Source organism: Schlesneria paludicola DSM 18645, from assembly GCF_000255655.1.
Taxonomy (GTDB): Bacteria; Planctomycetota; Planctomycetia; order Planctomycetales; family Planctomycetaceae; genus Schlesneria; species Schlesneria paludicola.
Genome location: NZ_JH636434.1, coordinates 1,286,614 through 1,304,924, shown reverse-complemented (window position 1 = coordinate 1,304,924; position 18,311 = coordinate 1,286,614). Strand labels below are relative to the sequence as shown.

Here is an 18,311-nt window from a genome sequence, read left to right as displayed (position 1 = left end):
CTTGAGTGTCGACGCGTCAGTTTCTTGGAAGATCATCGGGAGCAAACATGCCAGAACATGATTTGGTGGTTATCGGAGCGGGTCCAGGCGGCTATGTCGCCGCGATTCGCGCCGCTCAACTCGGAATGAACGTCGCTTGCATCGAAGAAGCCAATGCATTGGGAGGAACCTGTCTGCGGATTGGTTGTATCCCCAGCAAGGCGCTGCTCGAAGCGAGCGAACTGTATAAGATGGCGCAGCATCACCTTTCCGAATACGGTGTCACCGTCGGAGATGTGAAGCTGGATCTGCCGGCCATGATGAAACGGAAAGACACCGTCGTCACCGGTTTGACCAACGGAATCGCTGGCCTGTTTCGCAAGAACAAGATCACTCGCTATACCGGCCGCGGTCGAATTGTGGCTCCGGGGAAAGTCGCTGTCGAAGGTGCTCAACCCGTTGAGATCACGGCGAAGAAAATCATCATTGCGACAGGAAGTCGCTCTGCTCCACTGAAGGGCGTTGAAGTCGACGGCACCATGATCGGGACGAGCACCGAAGCGCTCTCGTTTCCGGAAGTGCCAAAGCATCTAGTTGTGATCGGCGCGGGGGTGATCGGTCTGGAACTCGGTTGCGTCTGGGCGCGACTGGGCGCGAAGGTCACCGTTCTCGAATATCTTGATCGCATCCTGCCAGGGATGGATACCGAAATCGCGACCGAAGCCCAGAAGATCCTGCAAAAGCAAGGACTTGAGTTTCGCTTGGGCATGCGAGTCACTGGCGCCCGCGTCAAAGGTGCCGGCTGCGTGGTTGAATGTGACGGTCAGCCACCGATCGAATGCGATCGCGTTTTGCTGGCCGTCGGACGTTTGCCGAACACAGACGATATCGGTCTGGAAAAGCTCAACGTCGCCCGCAATCAACGCGGTTTCATCACCATCGATCCTCATTCGTTCGAAACCTCGATCCCCGGAATCTATGCCATCGGCGACTGCATTCCTGGGCCAATGCTGGCTCATAAGGCGGAAGAAGAAGGGGTGGCCTGTGCCGAAGGGATTGCGGGCAAATATTGCCACGTGAACTACGACGCGATTCCCGGTGTGGTCTATACCGATCCGGAAATCGCCAGCGTTGGCAAGACCGAAGAGCAATTGAAGGACTCGGGAATTCCCTATCGCAAGGGGCTATTCCCTTTCATCGCGAACGGTCGAGCCAAGGCGATTGGCCGGACTGAAGGTCGGGTCAAGATCCTGGCGCACGCCGAAACCGATCGAGTGCTCGGGGTTCATATCATTGGCGCCCATGCTGGCGACTTGATTGCCGAAGCGGTTGCCGCGATTGAATTTGGTGCCAGCAGTGAAGATATCGCGCGGACGAGCCACGCTCATCCGACGCTCGCAGAGGCGATCAAAGAGGCCGCATACGCCGTCGATGGTCGTACGATCCACATGTAGTCGTCGGCGAATGGTGGTTGCCGCGCAGCACCACCCTTGGTCCCGACAGGTTTGTGAGCGTCGTCCGCACGCTGGCTTGCGGCGAGTTCGTCGACGCGTCAATTCTGGTTTGAAGAACCCCAGGTGGATTCCATGACGGACACGCCAGTTCCGGAATCGTTATGGCCTGGGACAGTGCTGCGCTCTGAACTGACGCTGCCAACGCCATCGGAAAACCTGGCGCTCGATGAAGCGATCCTTCACCATGTCGATCAGAGTCCAGACGCAGGAGCCTACCTTCGATTGTGGCAGCCGTCGACATACTTCGTCGTGTTGGGACGTTCCAATAACGTCGCAACCGAAGTCGACGTCGATCACTGTGCCGCCGCAGGGATTCCGATCCTGCGTCGAGCCAGTGGCGGTGGCACGGTTCTGGTCGGACCGGGGTGTCTTTGCTACTCACTGGTCTTGCCGCTCAATCCCCTGCTCCGCACCCTCGGCGTTTCAGGTGTGACCTCGGAACTGATGGAACGCACCGCCAAGGGATTGCGGTCGATGAATCCCGAGATTGAAGTCCGCGGGACGAGCGATCTTGTGTGTGGTGGTCTGAAGTTTTCCGGTAACGCCCAACGCTGGCTACGGAATGCCTTCATTCACCATGGAACGCTGCTTCACGATTTCGATCTCGCGTTGCTCGAACGCTGTCTGCGACATCCATCACGCGAACCCGACTATCGACAGGCGCGTCGGCATCCAGACTTCGTCGGGAACCTGAATGCCCGTCTCGAAGATCTGAAGCGTTGCGTCAGCGACGCCTGGTGTGCGATCGACGGACCGATTCCGCCCGAGATCGTGGGGGACGTTCAGCGAATCGTCGATACTCGCTCGCAACACGTTGATTGGAACATCGCACCGCCCATGTGACCGCCCTCGCGGAAGCGATGCTGTTGATCTGCCTGCTGTCGCTGTGTTGATGGAGATTGTCTGGCGATCAAGCGGTCAGATCAGAACCCGCCAGCCAACCCGTAGCCAAACCCTTCGCCCACGATGGGGCCGCTGCAGACCAGGTCGCATGATGAGTTAAAATCGCAGTCATCGATCATGTCGTAGAAGACCGTGCCCGAGATAAAGCTGGTCATCTTGAATCCGAATTTGCGGAAGCCTGTGAACGCATAAGACTGGTTGAGCGCCCCGAATGCATTGGACAGATCGTTCAATTCATTGTTGCAGGCGATCGCGACTTCGCTCAGTCCCACCACCATCGCCAGTACCGCCAGCGTCAGGACCAGAATCAGTTCCGCCGAGATGATCACACCAGATTCATCGTTCATTAGATTCAAAAACATGTCCGGGTTCCTTGGTCGATCGAGTTGAGAGACTGAAATCACGCCATCCCGTGCTCCAAATGCGTGAGCGAGCATGGGGTGAGGTCTCGGTGTGGCCGAAATCCTCGTGGTGTTGACGCCGAATTTGGACGTTCCGGCCGTTGGCTGGACACCCCCCGTTCGGCAGCGGGGAACAATTCGCGACGGTGATGCCGCGTGAGTGTCGAAAGAACGAAGCGGCTGTGGTGAGTAGCCGCTTCGTCAGGAACTCAGAATCACCGTGATTAATGTGGGAAAACGTGATGTTTTGTCCGTCATGTCACTCGGTGATGCTGAAGCAGAGTCGAGTCGTAAAGGTCTTTGATGCCGGGGGCAGACTTGCCACTGATCGGCGTGTCCTTCCGCAATCTTGCGGGCGAACGGTCAACACAAAATGCACGATCTGTGCCACGCGAATGACCGTTCGACCCGTACCAATGCAAAAAATCGTCACAACCGCTAGGAGATCCTGCAGGTTGTGACGATTGGGGCGATCGAATTATTCGACACAGCGCCGAAGGAGCCGTTTAAGCCTGTTGTCGAGATGTTAACGAATGTGACGGCTACACACTTCAAACGTGTTAACAGGATTGAAGCGGTCAGGCCTCAGATCACGGTTCGATTCTTCAGTCGCATCAGGGGGTGGCCGGCGGCGTTGTTGGAGCGGCCCCTTGTGGTGCAGGTGTTACAGGTGTCGCCGGAGTGCTTGGTGCTGGCGAGGGCGGCAAGAGGTCGGTTGGGCAACCCGTCGTACAACCCGTGGGGCATGTCGTCGTGGCCGGTTGATCGGTCGTGATCGGGCACGTTTCGGTGGATGAGTAGTAGCCGGTTCCGCCTTGAATGTCGGCGGCATAGTAGCCCGCGTTGGGATTTGAGACGCACCCATCATAGATGTCGATGAACGTGCTTCCTGCCACCCATGAAGTTCGTCCCCCCCACCACTTCATGCAACCGCGGTACGACGGAGTGCTGTAAGACTGATTCAAGGACTGAAATGCCATGCTCAGGTCAGCGAACTCGCCCAACAACGCATTCTGTAGATTCACCAGTCCAACGACCATCCCCAGGATGGCGACGGTAAGGATAATGACAATTTCGGCGGACAGGATGAAACCGGACTCGTCTCGCGACAAATCTCGCAACAGGGTCAACATTGGAAAAACCTTTCTCGAACAAGATCATCCGATTCGGAATCCTGAGGCACGACACAGGATCTTGGGCGGCATGCGTTTTAGGGAAAACTCCGGCGATCGAACTGGCGAAGTGGTGCGGCACTCGACACCCGCTGACGGAAAGGTTGGTGTGAAGACCATTCCGCCAGCGGGTGGGACGAGCCGTGCCACCTCGTCAGTTCGATCTATTGAGTCAATTAGGTCCGGTGCCACACACCGGATTTGTCTGCGTCTGGACGTCTGCAATGGTCTCTCAGGTCACCGCCGACATTCATTCACAGGGTTGGCGTCTTGGTCCCTTGAACCAGGACGCATCTGAACTTGGCCGATCGCACAACTCGTTTGTTCATGACGACCGCTGCATTCATGACAATCGCTAGCTCAAGCAGAACACGTGCCATCGGCCCATTGCGTACAGTCGTTAAATTCGCGACGCAATTCGCAATTGCCTGCCAGTCAATGGGTTATGCGATTGTTCGGTGCATGAAAGGGCAGCGTGCCGTTCCGATTGTGCCGTTTCTGATGTTTACAACGATTATCGCAATGAAAGGTGTTATGCTCAGGATTCTGAACATTCGCATCAAAGCGAGCGTGCGGAAGATCGCGACGACGCGGGGGGAAATGCGTAGGTCAGTACGGCCGAAGGAACACGCGAACTGAGAAGAGGGAATCGGGAGCGGCGTGGTCAGGTTGTCGTCGTTGCCTGACTGGTCCGATTGAGCGAGTTTTTCTGTTGTCGTGCGATCAGCCTGAGTTCCCTTTGCCGATTGCACTTCAGCCGCTTGTCAGCGGCCTCAGACGTTCTTAGGATGTTGGGTCTCCACGTTCGCACGAATTCCGAAATCTTGAGTGAACCAGCAAACGCAATCTCGGAGTTCGTCGTACATCGGCAGCGGAGATGTCTGTATCGCACCTGCGCAATCGCGCGGACTGCGTTTTCACTAGTCAGCGTCAAACGACGAAACATCGATTGAGACTTCGGGAGCCTGCATGAGCCAGTCTGAGGCCGTCATTGAAATTCGAAATCTTTCGAAGGTTTATCGCGACTTTTGGGGGCGCCCTAAGGTCAAGGCGCTGAATGCCCTCAGTCTCGATATCCGCAAGGGGGAAGTCTTCGGCCTCCTCGGACCGAACGGGTCTGGCAAAACGACCACGCTGAAGCTGCTGCTGGGGTTGCTGTTCCCCACGGAAGGTGATGTCACCATCCTCGGCAAGCCCGCGGCCGACGTGAGCAAGAACGAAAAGATCGGGTACCTGCCCGAAGAGTCCTATCTCTATCGCTTCCTGAACGCGTACGAAACGCTGGATTTTTATGGTCGCTTGTTCAATATCTCGCCCGCCCAGCGAAAAGAGCGGTCCGAGAAGTTGCTCGATCTGGTGAAGCTCGCCCCTCAGGCCCGCCGTCGCCAGTTGAAAGAGTACTCCAAGGGGATGACGCGACGTATCGGGGTCGCACAGGCTCTGATCAACGATCCCGACCTGGTCATGCTCGACGAACCAACCAGCGGTCTCGATCCGCTCGGTAATCGCGACATGAAAGACTTGATTCTGGATCTGAAGAAGCAAGGCAAGACCGTGCTGATGTGCAGCCACTTGCTGGCTGACGTTCAGGATGTGTGCGACCGCATCGCGATTCTGTACGGCGGTGAACTGAAGGTGATGGGACGAGTGGACGAGTTGCTGAAGGCCCAGGACGAGACGCAAATTCTCAGTTCCAAGCTCAGCGACGCGGCGATCAAGGAAGTGCAAGAAGTGCTGAAGAAACACGGCGCGAGCACGCTCAAGATCGATCAGCCGACTGCAAACCTGGAAGACTTGTTCTTGAAGACGGTTCAAGAGAGCCGCGAACGTCCTGGTCATCGCAACGTCGTCTGAGACAAGGCGGCATTCTGATTTCTTCGCCCACTGGCGCGGTTGTCCTTCCGTTATCCTAGTTAGTGAGCAACGGTCTCCGTCATGTATTTTGATCCTGCCGAAAATGCAATTTCGCTGGTCTTGACGCCGCTGTACTGGTTGGTCGTCACTGCTGGCCTATTGTTTGTGGTGCTGTTCGTGTCGCTGTCGAGCCTTCTGCTCACACGTGGCAAGAGCGGATTGACTGTGTTCTTCGCGGAAGTCCGCGGCATGCTGTCAGACATTTTCAGTCTGTCACCCCGCCGCATCTGGTCGCTGGCGCGGCTGGCGATCATGGAAGGGTATCGACGCAAAGCGCTGTCGGTTTTCGTGGTCTTCGCGCTGCTGTTCATGTTCGCAGGGTGGTTCATGGGGGATTCGGAAGGCGTGACGGCCGACCGCGTCAAGGTATACGTCAGCTTCGTGCTGACCGCTCTAACCTGGCTGCCCATTCCGGTGATTCTGATTCTGGCCTGCTTCGGAATTCCTGAAGATATTCGCCTGCGATCGATTCACACGGTCGTGACCAAGCCGGCTCGACGACTGGAAATTGTCATTGGCCGTATGCTTGGCGTTTCGGTAATCGCACTCTTCATTCTGCTGATCATGGCCATCGTCGGGCAGATCTGGATCCAACGACAAATCCCAAGCAGTCTGCTCACCTGTCGCGTTCCCGTTTATGGCCTACTGCGATTCATCGATCGCAACGGTGACGTGGGGGCGGGGGTGAACGTCGGGGATATCTGGGCCTATCGCAGTTACATCGAAGGGGCGACGAAAGCCCGGGCCCAGTGGGGATTCACCCAGGTTTCGGAATCGATGCTCGATTCTGACGGCAACTTGAACCTCGAGAACTCGTTCTCTGCGTTTCGTAGCTACAAAGGAGATATGTCGCGCCCCTTGTTCTACGATATTAAGATCTACCATCCTGAGACGAAGCTGGCGTATACGACTGACCCTCAGCCGGTCAATGAGTTCCGCAGCAAGCTCGATAAAATTCCTCGTAAGCTGACTATCGACGACGCTCAATACGACCTGTTCAAAGACTTTGTGACCAAAGACGGCGTGCTCTATGTGGAAGTTGCTTGTATCGATCGCGAGCAGTACATCGGGATGGCACGAGCGGATCTTTTCATTCGCATGCCTGACCGGCCGTTCGCCGTGGGTTACTGGAAGGCGATCCTTGGGATCGGCATGATCTTCGTTCTGGTCACCATGATTGGCGTCTCGGCCAGTACCGTGGTGAAAGGTCCGATCGCTGCAATTCTCACACTGGTACTGTTTGCCTTGTCAGGCAAGAAGTCCCACCAGTTCATGGATGCCCTGATGACGGGTGAGGTTCAAGGGGGCGGTTTCCTCGAATCGATCTACCGCCTTGTGACGCACCTGGGCCCCTCAACCGAATTGCCGGCGAATCCGGCGTTCACGATTATCAAGTTTATTGATACGGTGCTGACCAGCTTCTTGTGGCTGTGTAAGCAGGTCATTCCGCGCCTGCGTTCGTTCAACATGAGCGAGTTTGTGGCGAACGGGTTTGATGTGCCGTTTGATGTTTCGATTCTGCCCAGCCTGCTGGTCACCGCCGGTTATATTATTCCTTGCGTCATGCTTGGGTACTTCGCGCTTCGCATTCGCGAATTGGAGTCCAAATGAACAAATTGACATCTCAACAGCGAAAGCTGGTGTACCTAGTCGGTATCATCGTCCTGCTGATTCCGATTATCCAATTGAGCTTGCCGTCCGAAGGGGCTGCCGAGAAGGACGGAAAGAAGAATCCAGGCGGATTACTTTCACAGCTTCGCAGCAAGTACGACTTGGGCGAAAGCGATCTCGGTGACGTCGACGCCTCGGGCGCTGCGATCAATCTGGTTCTGCTGGGAATGCGCGGCGTCGCCGTGAACCTGCTCTGGATTGAACTCGACGAACAAAAGGACATGAAGCGTTGGGCCGAAATGCAGGCCACAACGGAATCGATCGTGCGACTTCAGCCACACTATGAACGTGTGTGGGACATCAACGGCTGGAATCTCGCCTACAACACCTCGACCGAATGGGACGCTGTGCCCGATCGGTACTATTGGGTTAAGCAAGGCGCGAAGCTGCTCAAACGTGGTGTTGCCCGCAACAAACGGTCTACCGAACTCTTCTACCGGATGGGTAAAGTTCTACAGCACAAGATCGGTGTTGCCGACGAATCGGTCGAGTATCGGAAGTACTTCCTGCACGATCCAGATCCTGTCTTCAAGGGCGGACCTGATCCAGAGCTCAACCCGGACGGCCGTGACAATTATCTGGTCGCGAAAGACTGGTTCTTGGAAGCGTGCGAACGCGAACTCAGTCGAGTGCAGCACATTCTCGACCGAACCTTGTTCCGCGCGACGCCCGCCCGTTGCCAGTTTGACTATGCACAAGGCCTGCAGAAAGACGGGAAGTTCGGGGAAGAAACACGAACCGCATGGGAAATCGCTCGTCAGGACTGGACTGAAAAGTACGGCCGGGAAATCTTCCATGCGACCATCGGATCGGATGAATCAGACATCCGGATGGAAATGACTCAGGACGACATCCAGCAGGTCGCGAAGACGCCAGATGATGCCGTGCGTGTCCGCAGAGCTGTCGACCAGTATCAAAAGATGGTCAACTATCGTTATTGGCGCATGCGTGCCTACGCGGAAGCCGAACAGGAAACGGCCGAAGCACATCGCAGCTTCTTCGAAGCCAAGCAGTTCTTCAAAGCCCAGAAGTTTGAAGAGGCCCGCGCTGCCGCTTATGCCGCAATGGAAGGTTTCGACAAACTGCTCAAACAGCCCGAATTCAAAGACCTGGTCGATGAAGATCTGCTGTGCGAAGAATGTGTGCTCGGCTGGAAGATCTGGGATGATATCTATCAGATTCATCAAGAGAAGGTGCCCGAAGAGTATCCACTCAAGTGGCTGGTCCAGCTCAAGCAGCAGAACCCGCAGTTGATGGAAAACGTCAACAAGCAGTTCAAGCGACTGTTCTTGGAAAATCGGTAATCGTCGATGTTGGTCACTGCCGAGATCATATCCCTGACCGTGGATCATATTCGTAACGTCCTTGCGAATGACTCGTCGGGGCACGACTGGTGGCACATCGATCGCGTCAGGCGAACGGCACTTGAGATCGCCCGCCAAGAGCAGGCGGATCTCGGTGTCGTCGAGCTTGCCGCCCTGCTCCACGACATCGCCGACTGGAAATTCCATGGCGGTGACGAACATGCGGGGCCACGGGCCGCCCGCGAATGGCTTGAACGGAACCATGTCGATCCGACGGTGGTCGACGCCGTGTGTGGTATCGTGGCCGGCGTCTCGTTCAAAGGGGCGGGCGTTGCCACTGAGATGCCAACGCTCGAAGGAAAGTGTGTTCAGGACGGCGATCGGCTGGATGCGATCGGTGCGATTGGAATTGCACGTGCCTTCGCATTCGGCGGGCATTTTGGCCGCCCGATGCACGATCCCGAGACGCCCCATCAACTGCATGAATCGTTCGCGGCGTACAAAGCCAAGCACAGCCCGACGATCAATCACTTCTACGAGAAGTTGCTGCTGCTGAAGGATCGTATGCAGACGTCAACCGGTCGCCGTCTGGCCGCGCAGCGACACGCGTTCATGGAAGCCTATCTGAAGCAATTCTTCAGCGAATGGAATGCGGACTTTGGACGTCAGTCGCCAGTAAATGCATGATTCCAGGCCGGTCGTTACGTTAAGCCACGAATTTTCTGCGCTGATGATCAGCGGGACAAAGGGGCCCGCCGTTCAATTCGGTCACGCGTTGCCGCGTGATAATTGTGGTGGATTGTCGAGCGAGTAGATCATCGTTTCGTCGGCAATGCGTTCCCGCACGTGCCGTGGAGGCTGCAGCAATCCGAGCAGTGTCCGGCCGTCGAACATGCGCAGTGGGCCGTTGACGGACTGAGCGAGATGCGCATCGATCGCGTCGATCGCCGGTGACGTGTTGATCGGTGTGTCACTTGCCAGCACCATGCCCCACGGCGAACCATAGGTCGGCACGAAGACCGACATGACTGCCGTGTGTGCGAACACCGATTCGATCGTCTTCGCGGTGCGCGAAAGAGGTGTTAGCAGCGGAGGTGACATCGACCCCGCCTGATTAACGAAGAGACCGCCGGGGCGAAGGGCCTGACGGCAATGCGTGAAAAACTCGCGCGTAAACAGCTTGTACGCCGGGCCGTCTTCGATCGGGTCGGTGAGGTCAGCGATGATCACATCCCAATCTCGTGCTTGGGCGATGACGTCATAGGCATCTCCGATTTCGACGTGGACGCGAGAATGGTTGAGCGACCCCTGGTGGATTTCAGGCAGCCACGTTCGACACGCTTCCACGGCGGCTCCGTCGATATCGACCAATCGAATCTCTTCGACGGTTTTCCACTTAAGAGCTTCACGCGCGGCGCCGCCATCCGCCCCGCCGGCAATCAGAACGCGTCGCGGATTGCCATGAAGTACGAGTGGCGTGTGGACGATGGGTTCGTGATACAGGAACTCGTCTCCCGTACATGTTTGCCAGCGATTGTCGAGGACCAGCGCGCGGCCGTAAACGCCGCTGTCGACCACCGCCAGTGTCTGAAACGGAGTCTGGCAACTGGTCAGGACTTTTGTGACGCGATGCTGCCAAACGTCGTGCGGCGTCAATTCTTCGCCGATCCACTGGTCTTTTGATTCCATGAGTCACGGTCCTCGCGCCTATTCGACGGGCGCAAAAGTCGCCTCGTCAACGGTTCAATTCAAGTTGCCGGCATTGACGCTGCTGATCACCAGAGCGTGTAGCCCCCGTCAATGACAATTGACGCGCCCGTCATATAACGCGAAGCGTCACTGGAAAGATAAACCGCCAGCGGTCCCAAGTCTTCGGGTTGGCCGAAGTCTCCGTTCGGGATCTGTGAGCGGAAGTTCTTGATCATCTCTGGGCAGTCTGTTGCCCAGCGAATATTCGGCGCCGTCATGAATCCGCCGGGGCAGATCGCGTTGACGGTCACGCCGCGAGGGGCCCAGTCGGCGGCGGCGGACCGTGTCAGTTGAATCACCGCTCCTTTGGCTGTTTCATAGTGACGGCCACCGATGCCACGGTTGGCGATCATGCCCGAGATGGATGCGACATTGATGACTCGTCCCCCGGTTCCGCGCCGCACCATTTCTCCGCCGATATATTTGAGGCACAGGAACGTGCTGGTCAGGTTCAAATCGATCAGCCGATTCCATTCTTCAAGCGTCTGGTCCTCGATCGGAACGTCGACACGACGGCCGCCGACGTTGTTGATAAGAATGTCGATCGGTCCAAATTCTTTCAGCACACGCTGGCAGACCTGTTCGCACTGATCGGGTTCGCTCATGTCCCCGACAATGGGGAATGCGGCGCGTCCGCGTTGCCGAATATCTTCTGCGGTCTTATGCAGGCTGTCTTCTTCGCGGCCGACCAGCACGACGTCAGCGCCGGCTTCGGCGATTGCCAGCGCCATCTCGCGTCCCAAACCCCGGCTGCCACCGGTGATGAAAAGTCGCTTGCCATCCAGGCGAAATCGGTCGAGTACATGCATTCGAATAGCCTTTCGGGGTGTGATTTGTGGATTGCGCGGGCAAACGTTGGGGAAGATCCGCGTCGTCGCGTGGTGATGTTTTTCCTCAGGCCCAACGAGGCCGGCCAGTTTCGTTGCCAGGGTCGAAGGCGACTTCACTGTAACTCTGGATCAGACCGAAATGTCAAAAGCAGGTCTGAAGGGCCGGTCAGTTCATTTCAATGCCATCAGTCGTTGATCTCATTGCTCTGTTGGAGTCGCGTCGGGTGGACTGGGTTTGCAGTGGGTTGCCGAAACCTCGGGTCTTGCAGGGCTGCGCTCGTCCTGACTTGGCCACCCAGTACGTGTTTTTCGTTCTGACAAGGCGTTAGAACCACAACTTGACGCGGTCTCTCAGTTGAGCGGGCAATCGTTTCATGACGGCCCTTTCAATCTGGTTGGTCGCGTAGCGCGTACTGAAGTGCATGATGATGATCAGTTCATTCTTGAATCGATCGGCCCGCTCGATGATGTCATCAAGATGCGTGTGGCCGAATTTGTAGATTTTCTCTTTCCGGTGGTCAGGCCGAAAGAAGGTCATTTCAGTAATCAGGATCTTCGCTTCGTAGAGCGCCGGGTAATTGTCGAGTCCCGGTGGCGCGGTATCGCCGGTGTAACACACCAGCGGGGTTCGCACTTCATGAGTGACGTCGACTCCCGATTTCCGCAGGTCGCGGATCTCGTTGCCACTCATGGATTGATACTGCAGTTTCAGCTTCTTTCGGCGCTGCCAGACCAAATAACCGACGGACGGCACCGTGTGGCGCGTCTCGAAGGTCGTGACGACATGATCGCGAGACAGCTCGATTTCCTGGCCTGGCTTCACGCCCACCAGTTGGCAAACCATCCGACCACGATCCAGTCGCTGCCAGACTTTCAGCAGCCGATCGGCCCACTCGACATTCTCTTCGGGTAGGTAGATCGTCGGCGGTTCCATCTTCATCATGCGCCGTCGGGCCACATAGACCGGCAGCGCGGCCATGTGGTCCAGATGCGCATGTGTTATGAAGATCGTGGGCACATTCATGAAGTCCCAGGGGCTGCCACCCAGATCGAAACCCAGCTTCAGTTCGGGGATCCGCCAGTAGCTTTGGACTGCCGCACGCGAATAGCCCTCAATTGTCAGGCCGTCGTGCTGCAGAGTTTGAAACGGCAGATTCTCAACCATTACGGATCGTCCGATCAGTCAGTTCGTCAGGTGCCCGCGTTCAGGAAACCTTCACGGGCTTGTTGGTCATGATACTCTTGGCTTCGGCGTGGCACAGCTTGAGTGCATCGCGGGCCAGTTCGTCCGAAAGCAATCGCGGCGTTTCCCCGGTCTTGATCGCATCGACGGCGGTTTGAAGCTCGGCCGTGAATGGAGAACACCATTCGCCCCCGCCCTTTAGTTTGGGCTGCGTTACCTTCCCGCCCGTGACGAGCGTCAATGGGCGATCCGTGACCCACTCGCCGCCCAGCGTTCCCGCCGAGTAAAGAAGTGTCGCTTTTTCAAGATAAATCTCAAACCCCGATGAGAATGCCAGTCCGTCGGCAGCGATTCCGCCGCTGTGCGACGTCACGGCAAGGGACGAGTTCTCGTAGACATATTGAGTGTGGACGTGGTTGACGAAGCCATCCTGAACCAGTCCGCGAGAAAAGACTTGCTGTGGGATTCCGCAAATCAGTCCGATGAAATGGTTGTCGTGGATATGCAGGTCGATTCCCCAGCCTCCCAGTTTTCGGAAGTCTGACATGTCACCCGACCATTTAGGCGGCGAGATCACGCGACGAAAATTCGCGGCGAGCAGTTTTCCGTATTTTCCCGATGCGATGGTGTCGGCGGCGAATTTGAATTCAGGGAAGAACGGCAGAACCTGGGCGACCATCAGCTTTCGGCCCGTCTTGCGTGCCGCGGCGACCATGCGATCGGCCGATTTGGGATCGACGGCGATCGGCTTCTCGATCAGCACGTCTTTCCCGGCGTTCAGCGCCGCAATCGCGACCTCTTCATGCTGGTCGTTTGGCAGACAGATGTCGACCAGATCGATATCTGGTGATGCGAACATTTCGTGATAGTTGTCGTAGGCGACGATTTTCGTCAGATCAAGCTTCGCGCCGCGCGGTCCGAAGTTTCCTTGAATGGACGTCCAGTCACCGATCAGTTTTTCCGGGCTGCGGGTGCAGATCGTCGTGACGGACCCACCCTTGAGTTTCGAGCCGGTGATTTTGCCGGACTCCGTGATCTTTGTAGCGCCAGAGAAGTGCGCCCAGCCCATAAACCCAATCCCGACGATTCCGATCCTGACCATCGGCTCACACACCCTTCACAAAAGACCCGCCGAATCCTGAAAACGAGTCGCTAGCATCTGGCTCGACTTTGCGAAAAGCAAGTGTGGATCGACTGCGCGAAATCTAGGCATGGTGGTTCTGCCTATTTTTTGTGCACACGCCTGGCCGGGTGGAGGTCGGTTTCGTCCTGAGGGCGATTTTGTGACGCGGTTTCGCGGTTTTTGCGGATTGCTCGCGTTTTTTGCGTGGTTTCTGTGCATTTCTCGCAGGGTTTGCGGGAGTTTTCACGCGGTTGCTGACGAAGTAGGCATGCGTCGGGTTTGTTCTGATTTCTTGGATTAGACTGGATTTCCTGTTGGGCAACCTGTTATCCTTCTGACGTCGTCCTCCAGTTGATGACACTTCCGGCGGGTTGTCGGATTGATCAATGAAGTGAGTGCGACCGTTGAGACCGCTGAGTAAGCACAAGGATGATTGATCAGTAACCAGGAAAGGGGTGGCGGTATGTTGGTTCTCTCTCGGAAGCCAGGCGAAAAAATCCTGATCGGCGACAATGTGGCGGTCACGATCGTGCGGATTGGTCCCAATACCGTGCGCATCGGAATCGAAGCTCCACGTGACATGAACATCGTTCGTGAAGAACTGTGTGAGCCCGCTGGTCATCTTGAAGAACAAATTAATGACCGTCACGACGTCGACTCGCTGTAATCAGCAGTTCGGCGCGACGCGTTTAAAAACTTGAACCGGCAAAGCTCTCACGCTTGGCCGGTTTTTTTTATTGGTCGGCAATATTGGTCGCAGCTCGGGATGACGCCTCGCGTCACCATTCACGAGTTGGGGGCTGGCGCAGATTCATCTCAGAAAACACGAGGCACCGCGCGAGATGTTCACAGCCAAATTGTCCGTGGTCGAACAGTGTGGGACCGCAATCCGCTCGGGCAACGCCGTGAACGAAATTTCAACGGGGATCGGATACCAATCAACGCGGGCATAATTTCGTCGATATTGCGTGGGCGCTGTCATTTCCTCAGGTCCAATCGGTCCTAAAGTTCTGCGACGCAACATTGGAATCGTTGCCAATTCACGGACCATCCGCCGGCGTCTGGTCCGTGCGAACTTGCACGAGACCGCGCGAAGTTGGTCTACTTGCTGGGACGACAGCGACCTTCGACCCGGTCTGGGGCATGTCGAACGACGGAACGATCTCGGGATCGTCTTTCCTTTCGAAGACGCAGAGCTGAAAGGATGATCGACTATGTTGAATCTTTCAGGTGACGGTTCGGTTCGCACGTGTGACGGTGTCTCGCGCCGCGACTTTCTTCAAGTCGGAAGCTTGGGCGCGATTGGCTTGTCGATGGCCGATCTGGCGCGGCAATCCGTCCTCGCCGCCGACTCGACCACCGGCGCCGGAAAGAACGATCGTGCTTGCATCATGATCTTCAACCTGGGGGCACCCAGTCAGCTTGATACCTTCGATCCCAAGCCGGATGCGCCACGTGAGATTCGCGGGCCGTTTCAACCCATCGCGACGAGATCGCCCGAGATTCAGATCAGCGAGATCCTGCCACGGCATGCCGAACTGGCCCAACACATCTCGTTTGTCCGCAGTTGCAACCACAGCGCGCCCGCCGTTCATGATGCCGGCTGGCAAATGATGCAAACCGGACGCTTTTTCACGGGTGGGGTGAACACGCCTCATGCAGGAAGCGTGACCGCCTATCTGCTGGGACGAAAAACCGATCTCCCTCCGTTTGTGGTCCTGCCGGAATTGATGGGGTCCGGTGGTGGCAACTTGCCAAACGGTCAGGCCGCAGGATTCCTGGGCAAGGCGCATGACCCATTCGCCTTGAATGCCGATCCGTCCAAGCCTGACTTCGTCGTTCCAGATCTGTTGCCGCCCAAGCAGATCGGCGAGGCGCGAATGGACCGGCGTCGTCGAATGCGAGACGTGGTCGACCAGACAATTGCGGGGTTTGAAAAGAGCGAAAACGCACAACTTCTCGACAGCAGCTTTCAGTCGGCGTTTCGCATCATCTCCAGTCCCCAGGCGCGTGATGCATTCGATCTGAGCAAAGAACCTCAGTCGGTTCGCGAACGTTATGGAATGAATCGCTTCGGTCAATGCTGTCTCTTGTCACGCCGACTGGTGGAAGCGGGCGTTCGGTTCGTCACGGTGAACACCTTTCTGACGGTTTTCAATGAAGTGACCTGGGACATCCATGGAACGCTTCCGTTCACATCGATCGAAGGGATGAAGAATGTGGTCGCGCCGATGTACGACCAGGGATACAGCGCCCTGATTGAAGACTTGTCACAGCGGGGAATGCTCGACAACACACTCGTCTGCAACCTGGCCGAATTCGGGCGAACGCCGCGCGTCAATCCGGCGGGCGGGCGCGATCACTGGCCGCAGTGTTGGACCGTCTATTTCGCGGGAGGGGGCGTCAAAGGCGGACGTGTGATCGGTCGCAGCGATCCGATCGGCGGGGATCCGGCCGAGCGGCCCGTCACACCACCCGAAATCGTCGCCACAATCTATCAGAGTCTTGGGCTGAACGTGGAAACCCATTTGCCCGGTCCCGCAGGTCGACCGTTTCCGCTGGCCGATTTCGGAACGAAGCCAATCATGGAACTCTTTAGTTAAGCTTCCATACTGAATTAACAGCGTGTTGAAGTAATGGGGACTGGCTCCGACCACATTAAAGCACCCCATGATATCGTGAACGCTACGGTGCCTGTCACCCTTACTTCAACACGCTGTTGAGCTTTCATTCGGCCGCGGTGCTGACCAAAAGAAAAACCCTTCGCAAGCCGACGAACTCAGGCAATGTTTGTTGCCTGAATACGCTGACTGCGAAGGGCTCGTCCCCCCCCGACGTCGATTCGCACGGTTGGCGAACGACGTACGAGTTTTCGCTTGCAGAACCGGTGATGCGAAGTGTTCTTCGCGGGTTCTGATGGTGTGTGTGTGAAGATCTGGCACAGCGGCCTGACGATCACGCCTGGTCAACGATCAGTTGCCGACGTTCTCGTTTAAACCCTGCTGGTTGGCTTCGCGTTCCACCTTGTATCGTTCCAGCGAACGAATCTGGTTGGCCAGCTTCTGTTCCGGTCCTCGTTTGAAGTACTGCACGTCATCGTCGAGGTAGTACGCCGACGGCAAGGTCTGACCACCGATCGTCGTTTGAAGGCAGCCGGTCGAGGTCGCCGAAATCAGCAAGCCTGTGACCAGCATTCCGCGCCAACCCGATATCGCTTTCATGACAACATCCTTGCACGACGAAGTACCCACGCCCCACGCGTGGCGTTCCCTTGATTTCCTGCTGCCTTCATCTAAAGGCAGTCGACCCGAAGCCTGAAGCGGCCACGTCGCGAAATCATCGGCTGCGTGGCGTCGAATGAAGTCGGCTCATCCGAACATCTCATTGCGATGCCACACGGGTAAAGAATCGGCTGTTACAACCAGAATCTTTCGCAGAATCGGCACAAACCTCCAGATTTATGAATTTGTGCCGTTCACGGTAGAAATTGAGGCTCTATAGCCACTCTTCGTTACGCAGCTTCTCCAAATTCCGGTCATTTTGAGTCGCTTGGCAACGTCATCCATTCCTGGAAACGGTCTTCGTCCACGTTCCGTCCGCTGATGACAACGACGATGTCCCCCGTACCTTCAGTCGAAATCTGGCCGCTAAGGAGTGCGGCGGTCGAGATCGCGCCGGAAGGCTCGGTACGAAGGCCGTGCGTGTCGTACAGCCACTTCATCGCCCCCCTCGTCTTCAGTTCGGAAATCGCGACGGCATCCGTGACAAACTTCCGCAGAATAGGCCAGTTGTGCTCACCCACGTCGTACGAGAGTAACCCGTCGCAGATACTCTGGGGATGATCGACGCGGGTTCGCTTGTTTGCGGCCAGCGATTGTCGAAAGTCATCAGCGCCGTCGGGTTCCACCCCTATGATTTTTGCCGACGGGAACCCATCGGCGATGGCAATCGCTTGACCAGCCATCAGACCTCCGCCGCTGACCTGGCAGAAGAAGTGGGACACGTCGCGACCCTGTTGCTGCAATTCGGTGACGACTTCCAGTCCGCCGACTCCGTTTCCGGCAATGACATAGGGGTCATCATAGGGCGAGGCCTGAACGGCTTTCCGTTCATCGGCCAGCTCGCGCGTGATGCGATCGCGTTCACCCGTTTCGTGGTCGCGCGAAATATCGTACGTCATGACTTCAGCCCCGAAGGACCGGGTCAATTTGAATTTGACGCGTGGCGCGGATTCGGGCATCACGACGACCACCTGCTTCTTGTATCGCATCCCCGCAAACGAGATCCCCGAGGCAAAGTTTCCGGACGAATGGGCCGCGACGGGCCGGTCGCCGATTCGCTCGAGATTCTTGGCCATCCAGTAGAGAGCACCTAGTAACTTGAACGAACCCACGGGAGTCCATCCATAGTCTTTCAGCCAGACGCGGCGATGACTTGGCAGCCCCAATTCACGTTCGAGCGAGTACGAACGAATCAGGGGAATGGGTGTCAGATGCTCTCGAATGACGGACTCGGCATCTCGAACGTCGTCAATGGTCACTTCGCGGATCGTCATCGTTGGTCCTTAG

Annotated in this window: 16 protein-coding genes; 8 read left to right on the top strand and 8 right to left on the bottom strand. The window is 56.6% G+C overall.

Going from position 1 to position 18,311, the window contains the following annotated elements; all coding sequences use genetic code 11:
* The first annotated feature begins 47 nt into the window (after window positions 1-47).
* Together lpdA and OSO_RS42390 are read left to right on the top strand one after the other, a co-directional pair.
* Window positions 48-1,433 (top strand): dihydrolipoyl dehydrogenase, encoded by a 1,386-nt coding sequence (lpdA, locus tag OSO_RS0106400; protein ID WP_010582635.1) that lies wholly within the window; start codon window positions 48-50, stop codon window positions 1,431-1,433.
* Between the two features lie 132 nt (window positions 1,434-1,565).
* Entirely contained in the window at window positions 1,566-2,336 is a 771-nt protein-coding gene (locus OSO_RS42390; RefSeq protein WP_010582634.1) for a lipoate--protein ligase family protein, read from the top strand.
* Between the two features lie 80 nt (window positions 2,337-2,416).
* Here OSO_RS42390 and OSO_RS0106390 read toward each other — a convergent pair whose 3' ends face one another.
* The gene (locus tag OSO_RS0106390; protein ID WP_010582633.1) at window positions 2,417-2,758 is read right to left on the bottom strand and encodes a hypothetical protein; all 342 of its coding nucleotides are present in this window, start codon (window positions 2,756-2,758) and stop codon (window positions 2,417-2,419) included.
* Between the two features lie 653 nt (window positions 2,759-3,411).
* Window positions 3,412-3,930, bottom strand: a complete 519-nt coding sequence (locus OSO_RS47520; RefSeq protein ID WP_010582632.1) for a hypothetical protein — start codon at window positions 3,928-3,930, stop codon at window positions 3,412-3,414.
* Window positions 3,931-4,938: 1,008 nt separating this feature from the next.
* Between OSO_RS47520 and OSO_RS0106355 the strand changes: the two genes are divergently transcribed.
* The 4 genes from OSO_RS0106355 (at window position 4,939) to OSO_RS0106340 (ending at window position 9,545) form a co-directional block, all read left to right on the top strand.
* The gene (locus tag OSO_RS0106355) at window positions 4,939-5,823 is read left to right on the top strand and encodes an ABC transporter ATP-binding protein (protein ID WP_010582629.1); all 885 of its coding nucleotides are present in this window, start codon (window positions 4,939-4,941) and stop codon (window positions 5,821-5,823) included.
* Window positions 5,824-5,904: 81 nt separating this feature from the next.
* Window positions 5,905-7,494 (top strand): ABC transporter permease, encoded by a 1,590-nt coding sequence (locus OSO_RS0106350; protein ID WP_010582628.1) that lies wholly within the window; start codon window positions 5,905-5,907, stop codon window positions 7,492-7,494.
* Window positions 7,491-8,858, top strand: coding sequence for a hypothetical protein (locus OSO_RS0106345; RefSeq protein WP_010582627.1), 1,368 nt, complete (start codon window positions 7,491-7,493; stop codon window positions 8,856-8,858). The genes OSO_RS0106350 and OSO_RS0106345 overlap by 4 nt, the downstream gene beginning before the upstream one ends.
* Window positions 8,859-8,864: 6 nt before the next feature.
* Entirely contained in the window at window positions 8,865-9,545 is a 681-nt protein-coding gene (locus OSO_RS0106340; RefSeq protein WP_010582626.1) for an HD domain-containing protein, read from the top strand.
* An 81-nt stretch (window positions 9,546-9,626) separates the two neighbouring features.
* Here OSO_RS0106340 and OSO_RS0106335 read toward each other — a convergent pair whose 3' ends face one another.
* From OSO_RS0106335 to OSO_RS0106320, 4 genes are all read right to left on the bottom strand, one after another.
* On the bottom strand, window positions 9,627-10,547 hold the full coding sequence (locus OSO_RS0106335; RefSeq protein ID WP_010582625.1) for a spermine/spermidine synthase domain-containing protein: 921 nt from the start codon (window positions 10,545-10,547) through the stop codon (window positions 9,627-9,629).
* A gap of 86 nt (window positions 10,548-10,633) precedes the next feature.
* Window positions 10,634-11,416, bottom strand: coding sequence for an SDR family NAD(P)-dependent oxidoreductase (locus OSO_RS0106330; protein ID WP_029246713.1), 783 nt, complete (start codon window positions 11,414-11,416; stop codon window positions 10,634-10,636).
* Window positions 11,417-11,762: 346 nt separating this feature from the next.
* Entirely contained in the window at window positions 11,763-12,602 is an 840-nt protein-coding gene (locus OSO_RS0106325) for an MBL fold metallo-hydrolase (RefSeq protein ID WP_010582623.1), read from the bottom strand.
* A gap of 40 nt (window positions 12,603-12,642) precedes the next feature.
* Window positions 12,643-13,722 (bottom strand): Gfo/Idh/MocA family protein, encoded by a 1,080-nt coding sequence (locus OSO_RS0106320; RefSeq protein WP_010582622.1) that lies wholly within the window; start codon window positions 13,720-13,722, stop codon window positions 12,643-12,645.
* 484 nt (window positions 13,723-14,206) lie between these two features.
* Between OSO_RS0106320 and OSO_RS0106315 the strand changes: the two genes are divergently transcribed.
* Window positions 14,207-14,410: a carbon storage regulator gene (locus OSO_RS0106315; RefSeq protein ID WP_010582621.1), complete on the top strand. Its 204-nt coding sequence runs from the start codon at window positions 14,207-14,209 to the stop codon at window positions 14,408-14,410.
* Between the two features lie 547 nt (window positions 14,411-14,957).
* On the top strand, window positions 14,958-16,346 hold the full coding sequence (locus tag OSO_RS0106300) for a DUF1501 domain-containing protein (RefSeq protein WP_010582619.1): 1,389 nt from the start codon (window positions 14,958-14,960) through the stop codon (window positions 16,344-16,346).
* Window positions 16,347-16,715: 369 nt separating this feature from the next.
* On the opposite strand, the gene OSO_RS0106290 is transcribed toward OSO_RS0106300, so the two are convergent.
* Window positions 16,716-16,964, bottom strand: coding sequence for a hypothetical protein (locus OSO_RS0106290; RefSeq protein ID WP_010582618.1), 249 nt, complete (start codon window positions 16,962-16,964; stop codon window positions 16,716-16,718).
* Window positions 16,965-17,278: 314 nt separating this feature from the next.
* Entirely contained in the window at window positions 17,279-18,298 is a 1,020-nt protein-coding gene (locus tag OSO_RS0106285; protein WP_010582617.1) for a threonine ammonia-lyase, read from the bottom strand.
* Window positions 18,299-18,311 lie beyond the last annotated feature (13 nt).

Coding starts and splice junctions, on each gene's coding strand:
- OSO_RS0106300 (WP_010582619.1), top strand. CDS start 14,958: ATGTTGAATCTTTCAGGTGACGGTTCGGTTCGCACGTGTGACGGTGTC.
- OSO_RS0106350 (WP_010582628.1), top strand. CDS start 5,905: ATGTATTTTGATCCTGCCGAAAATGCAATTTCGCTGGTCTTGACGCCG.
- lpdA (WP_010582635.1), top strand. CDS start 48: ATGCCAGAACATGATTTGGTGGTTATCGGAGCGGGTCCAGGCGGCTAT.
- OSO_RS0106320 (WP_010582622.1), bottom strand. CDS start 13,722: ATGGTCAGGATCGGAATCGTCGGGATTGGGTTTATGGGCTGGGCGCAC.
- OSO_RS0106355 (WP_010582629.1), top strand. CDS start 4,939: ATGAGCCAGTCTGAGGCCGTCATTGAAATTCGAAATCTTTCGAAGGTT.
- OSO_RS0106290 (WP_010582618.1), bottom strand. CDS start 16,964: ATGAAAGCGATATCGGGTTGGCGCGGAATGCTGGTCACAGGCTTGCTG.
- OSO_RS47520 (WP_010582632.1), bottom strand. CDS start 3,930: ATGTTGACCCTGTTGCGAGATTTGTCGCGAGACGAGTCCGGTTTCATC.
- OSO_RS0106345 (WP_010582627.1), top strand. CDS start 7,491: ATGAACAAATTGACATCTCAACAGCGAAAGCTGGTGTACCTAGTCGGT.
- OSO_RS42390 (WP_010582634.1), top strand. CDS start 1,566: ATGACGGACACGCCAGTTCCGGAATCGTTATGGCCTGGGACAGTGCTG.
- OSO_RS0106325 (WP_010582623.1), bottom strand. CDS start 12,602: ATGGTTGAGAATCTGCCGTTTCAAACTCTGCAGCACGACGGCCTGACA.
- OSO_RS0106315 (WP_010582621.1), top strand. CDS start 14,207: ATGTTGGTTCTCTCTCGGAAGCCAGGCGAAAAAATCCTGATCGGCGAC.
- OSO_RS0106390 (WP_010582633.1), bottom strand. CDS start 2,758: ATGTTTTTGAATCTAATGAACGATGAATCTGGTGTGATCATCTCGGCG.
- OSO_RS0106285 (WP_010582617.1), bottom strand. CDS start 18,298: ATGACGATCCGCGAAGTGACCATTGACGACGTTCGAGATGCCGAGTCC.
- OSO_RS0106335 (WP_010582625.1), bottom strand. CDS start 10,547: ATGGAATCAAAAGACCAGTGGATCGGCGAAGAATTGACGCCGCACGAC.
- OSO_RS0106330 (WP_029246713.1), bottom strand. CDS start 11,416: ATGCATGTACTCGACCGATTTCGCCTGGATGGCAAGCGACTTTTCATC.
- OSO_RS0106340 (WP_010582626.1), top strand. CDS start 8,865: ATGTTGGTCACTGCCGAGATCATATCCCTGACCGTGGATCATATTCGT.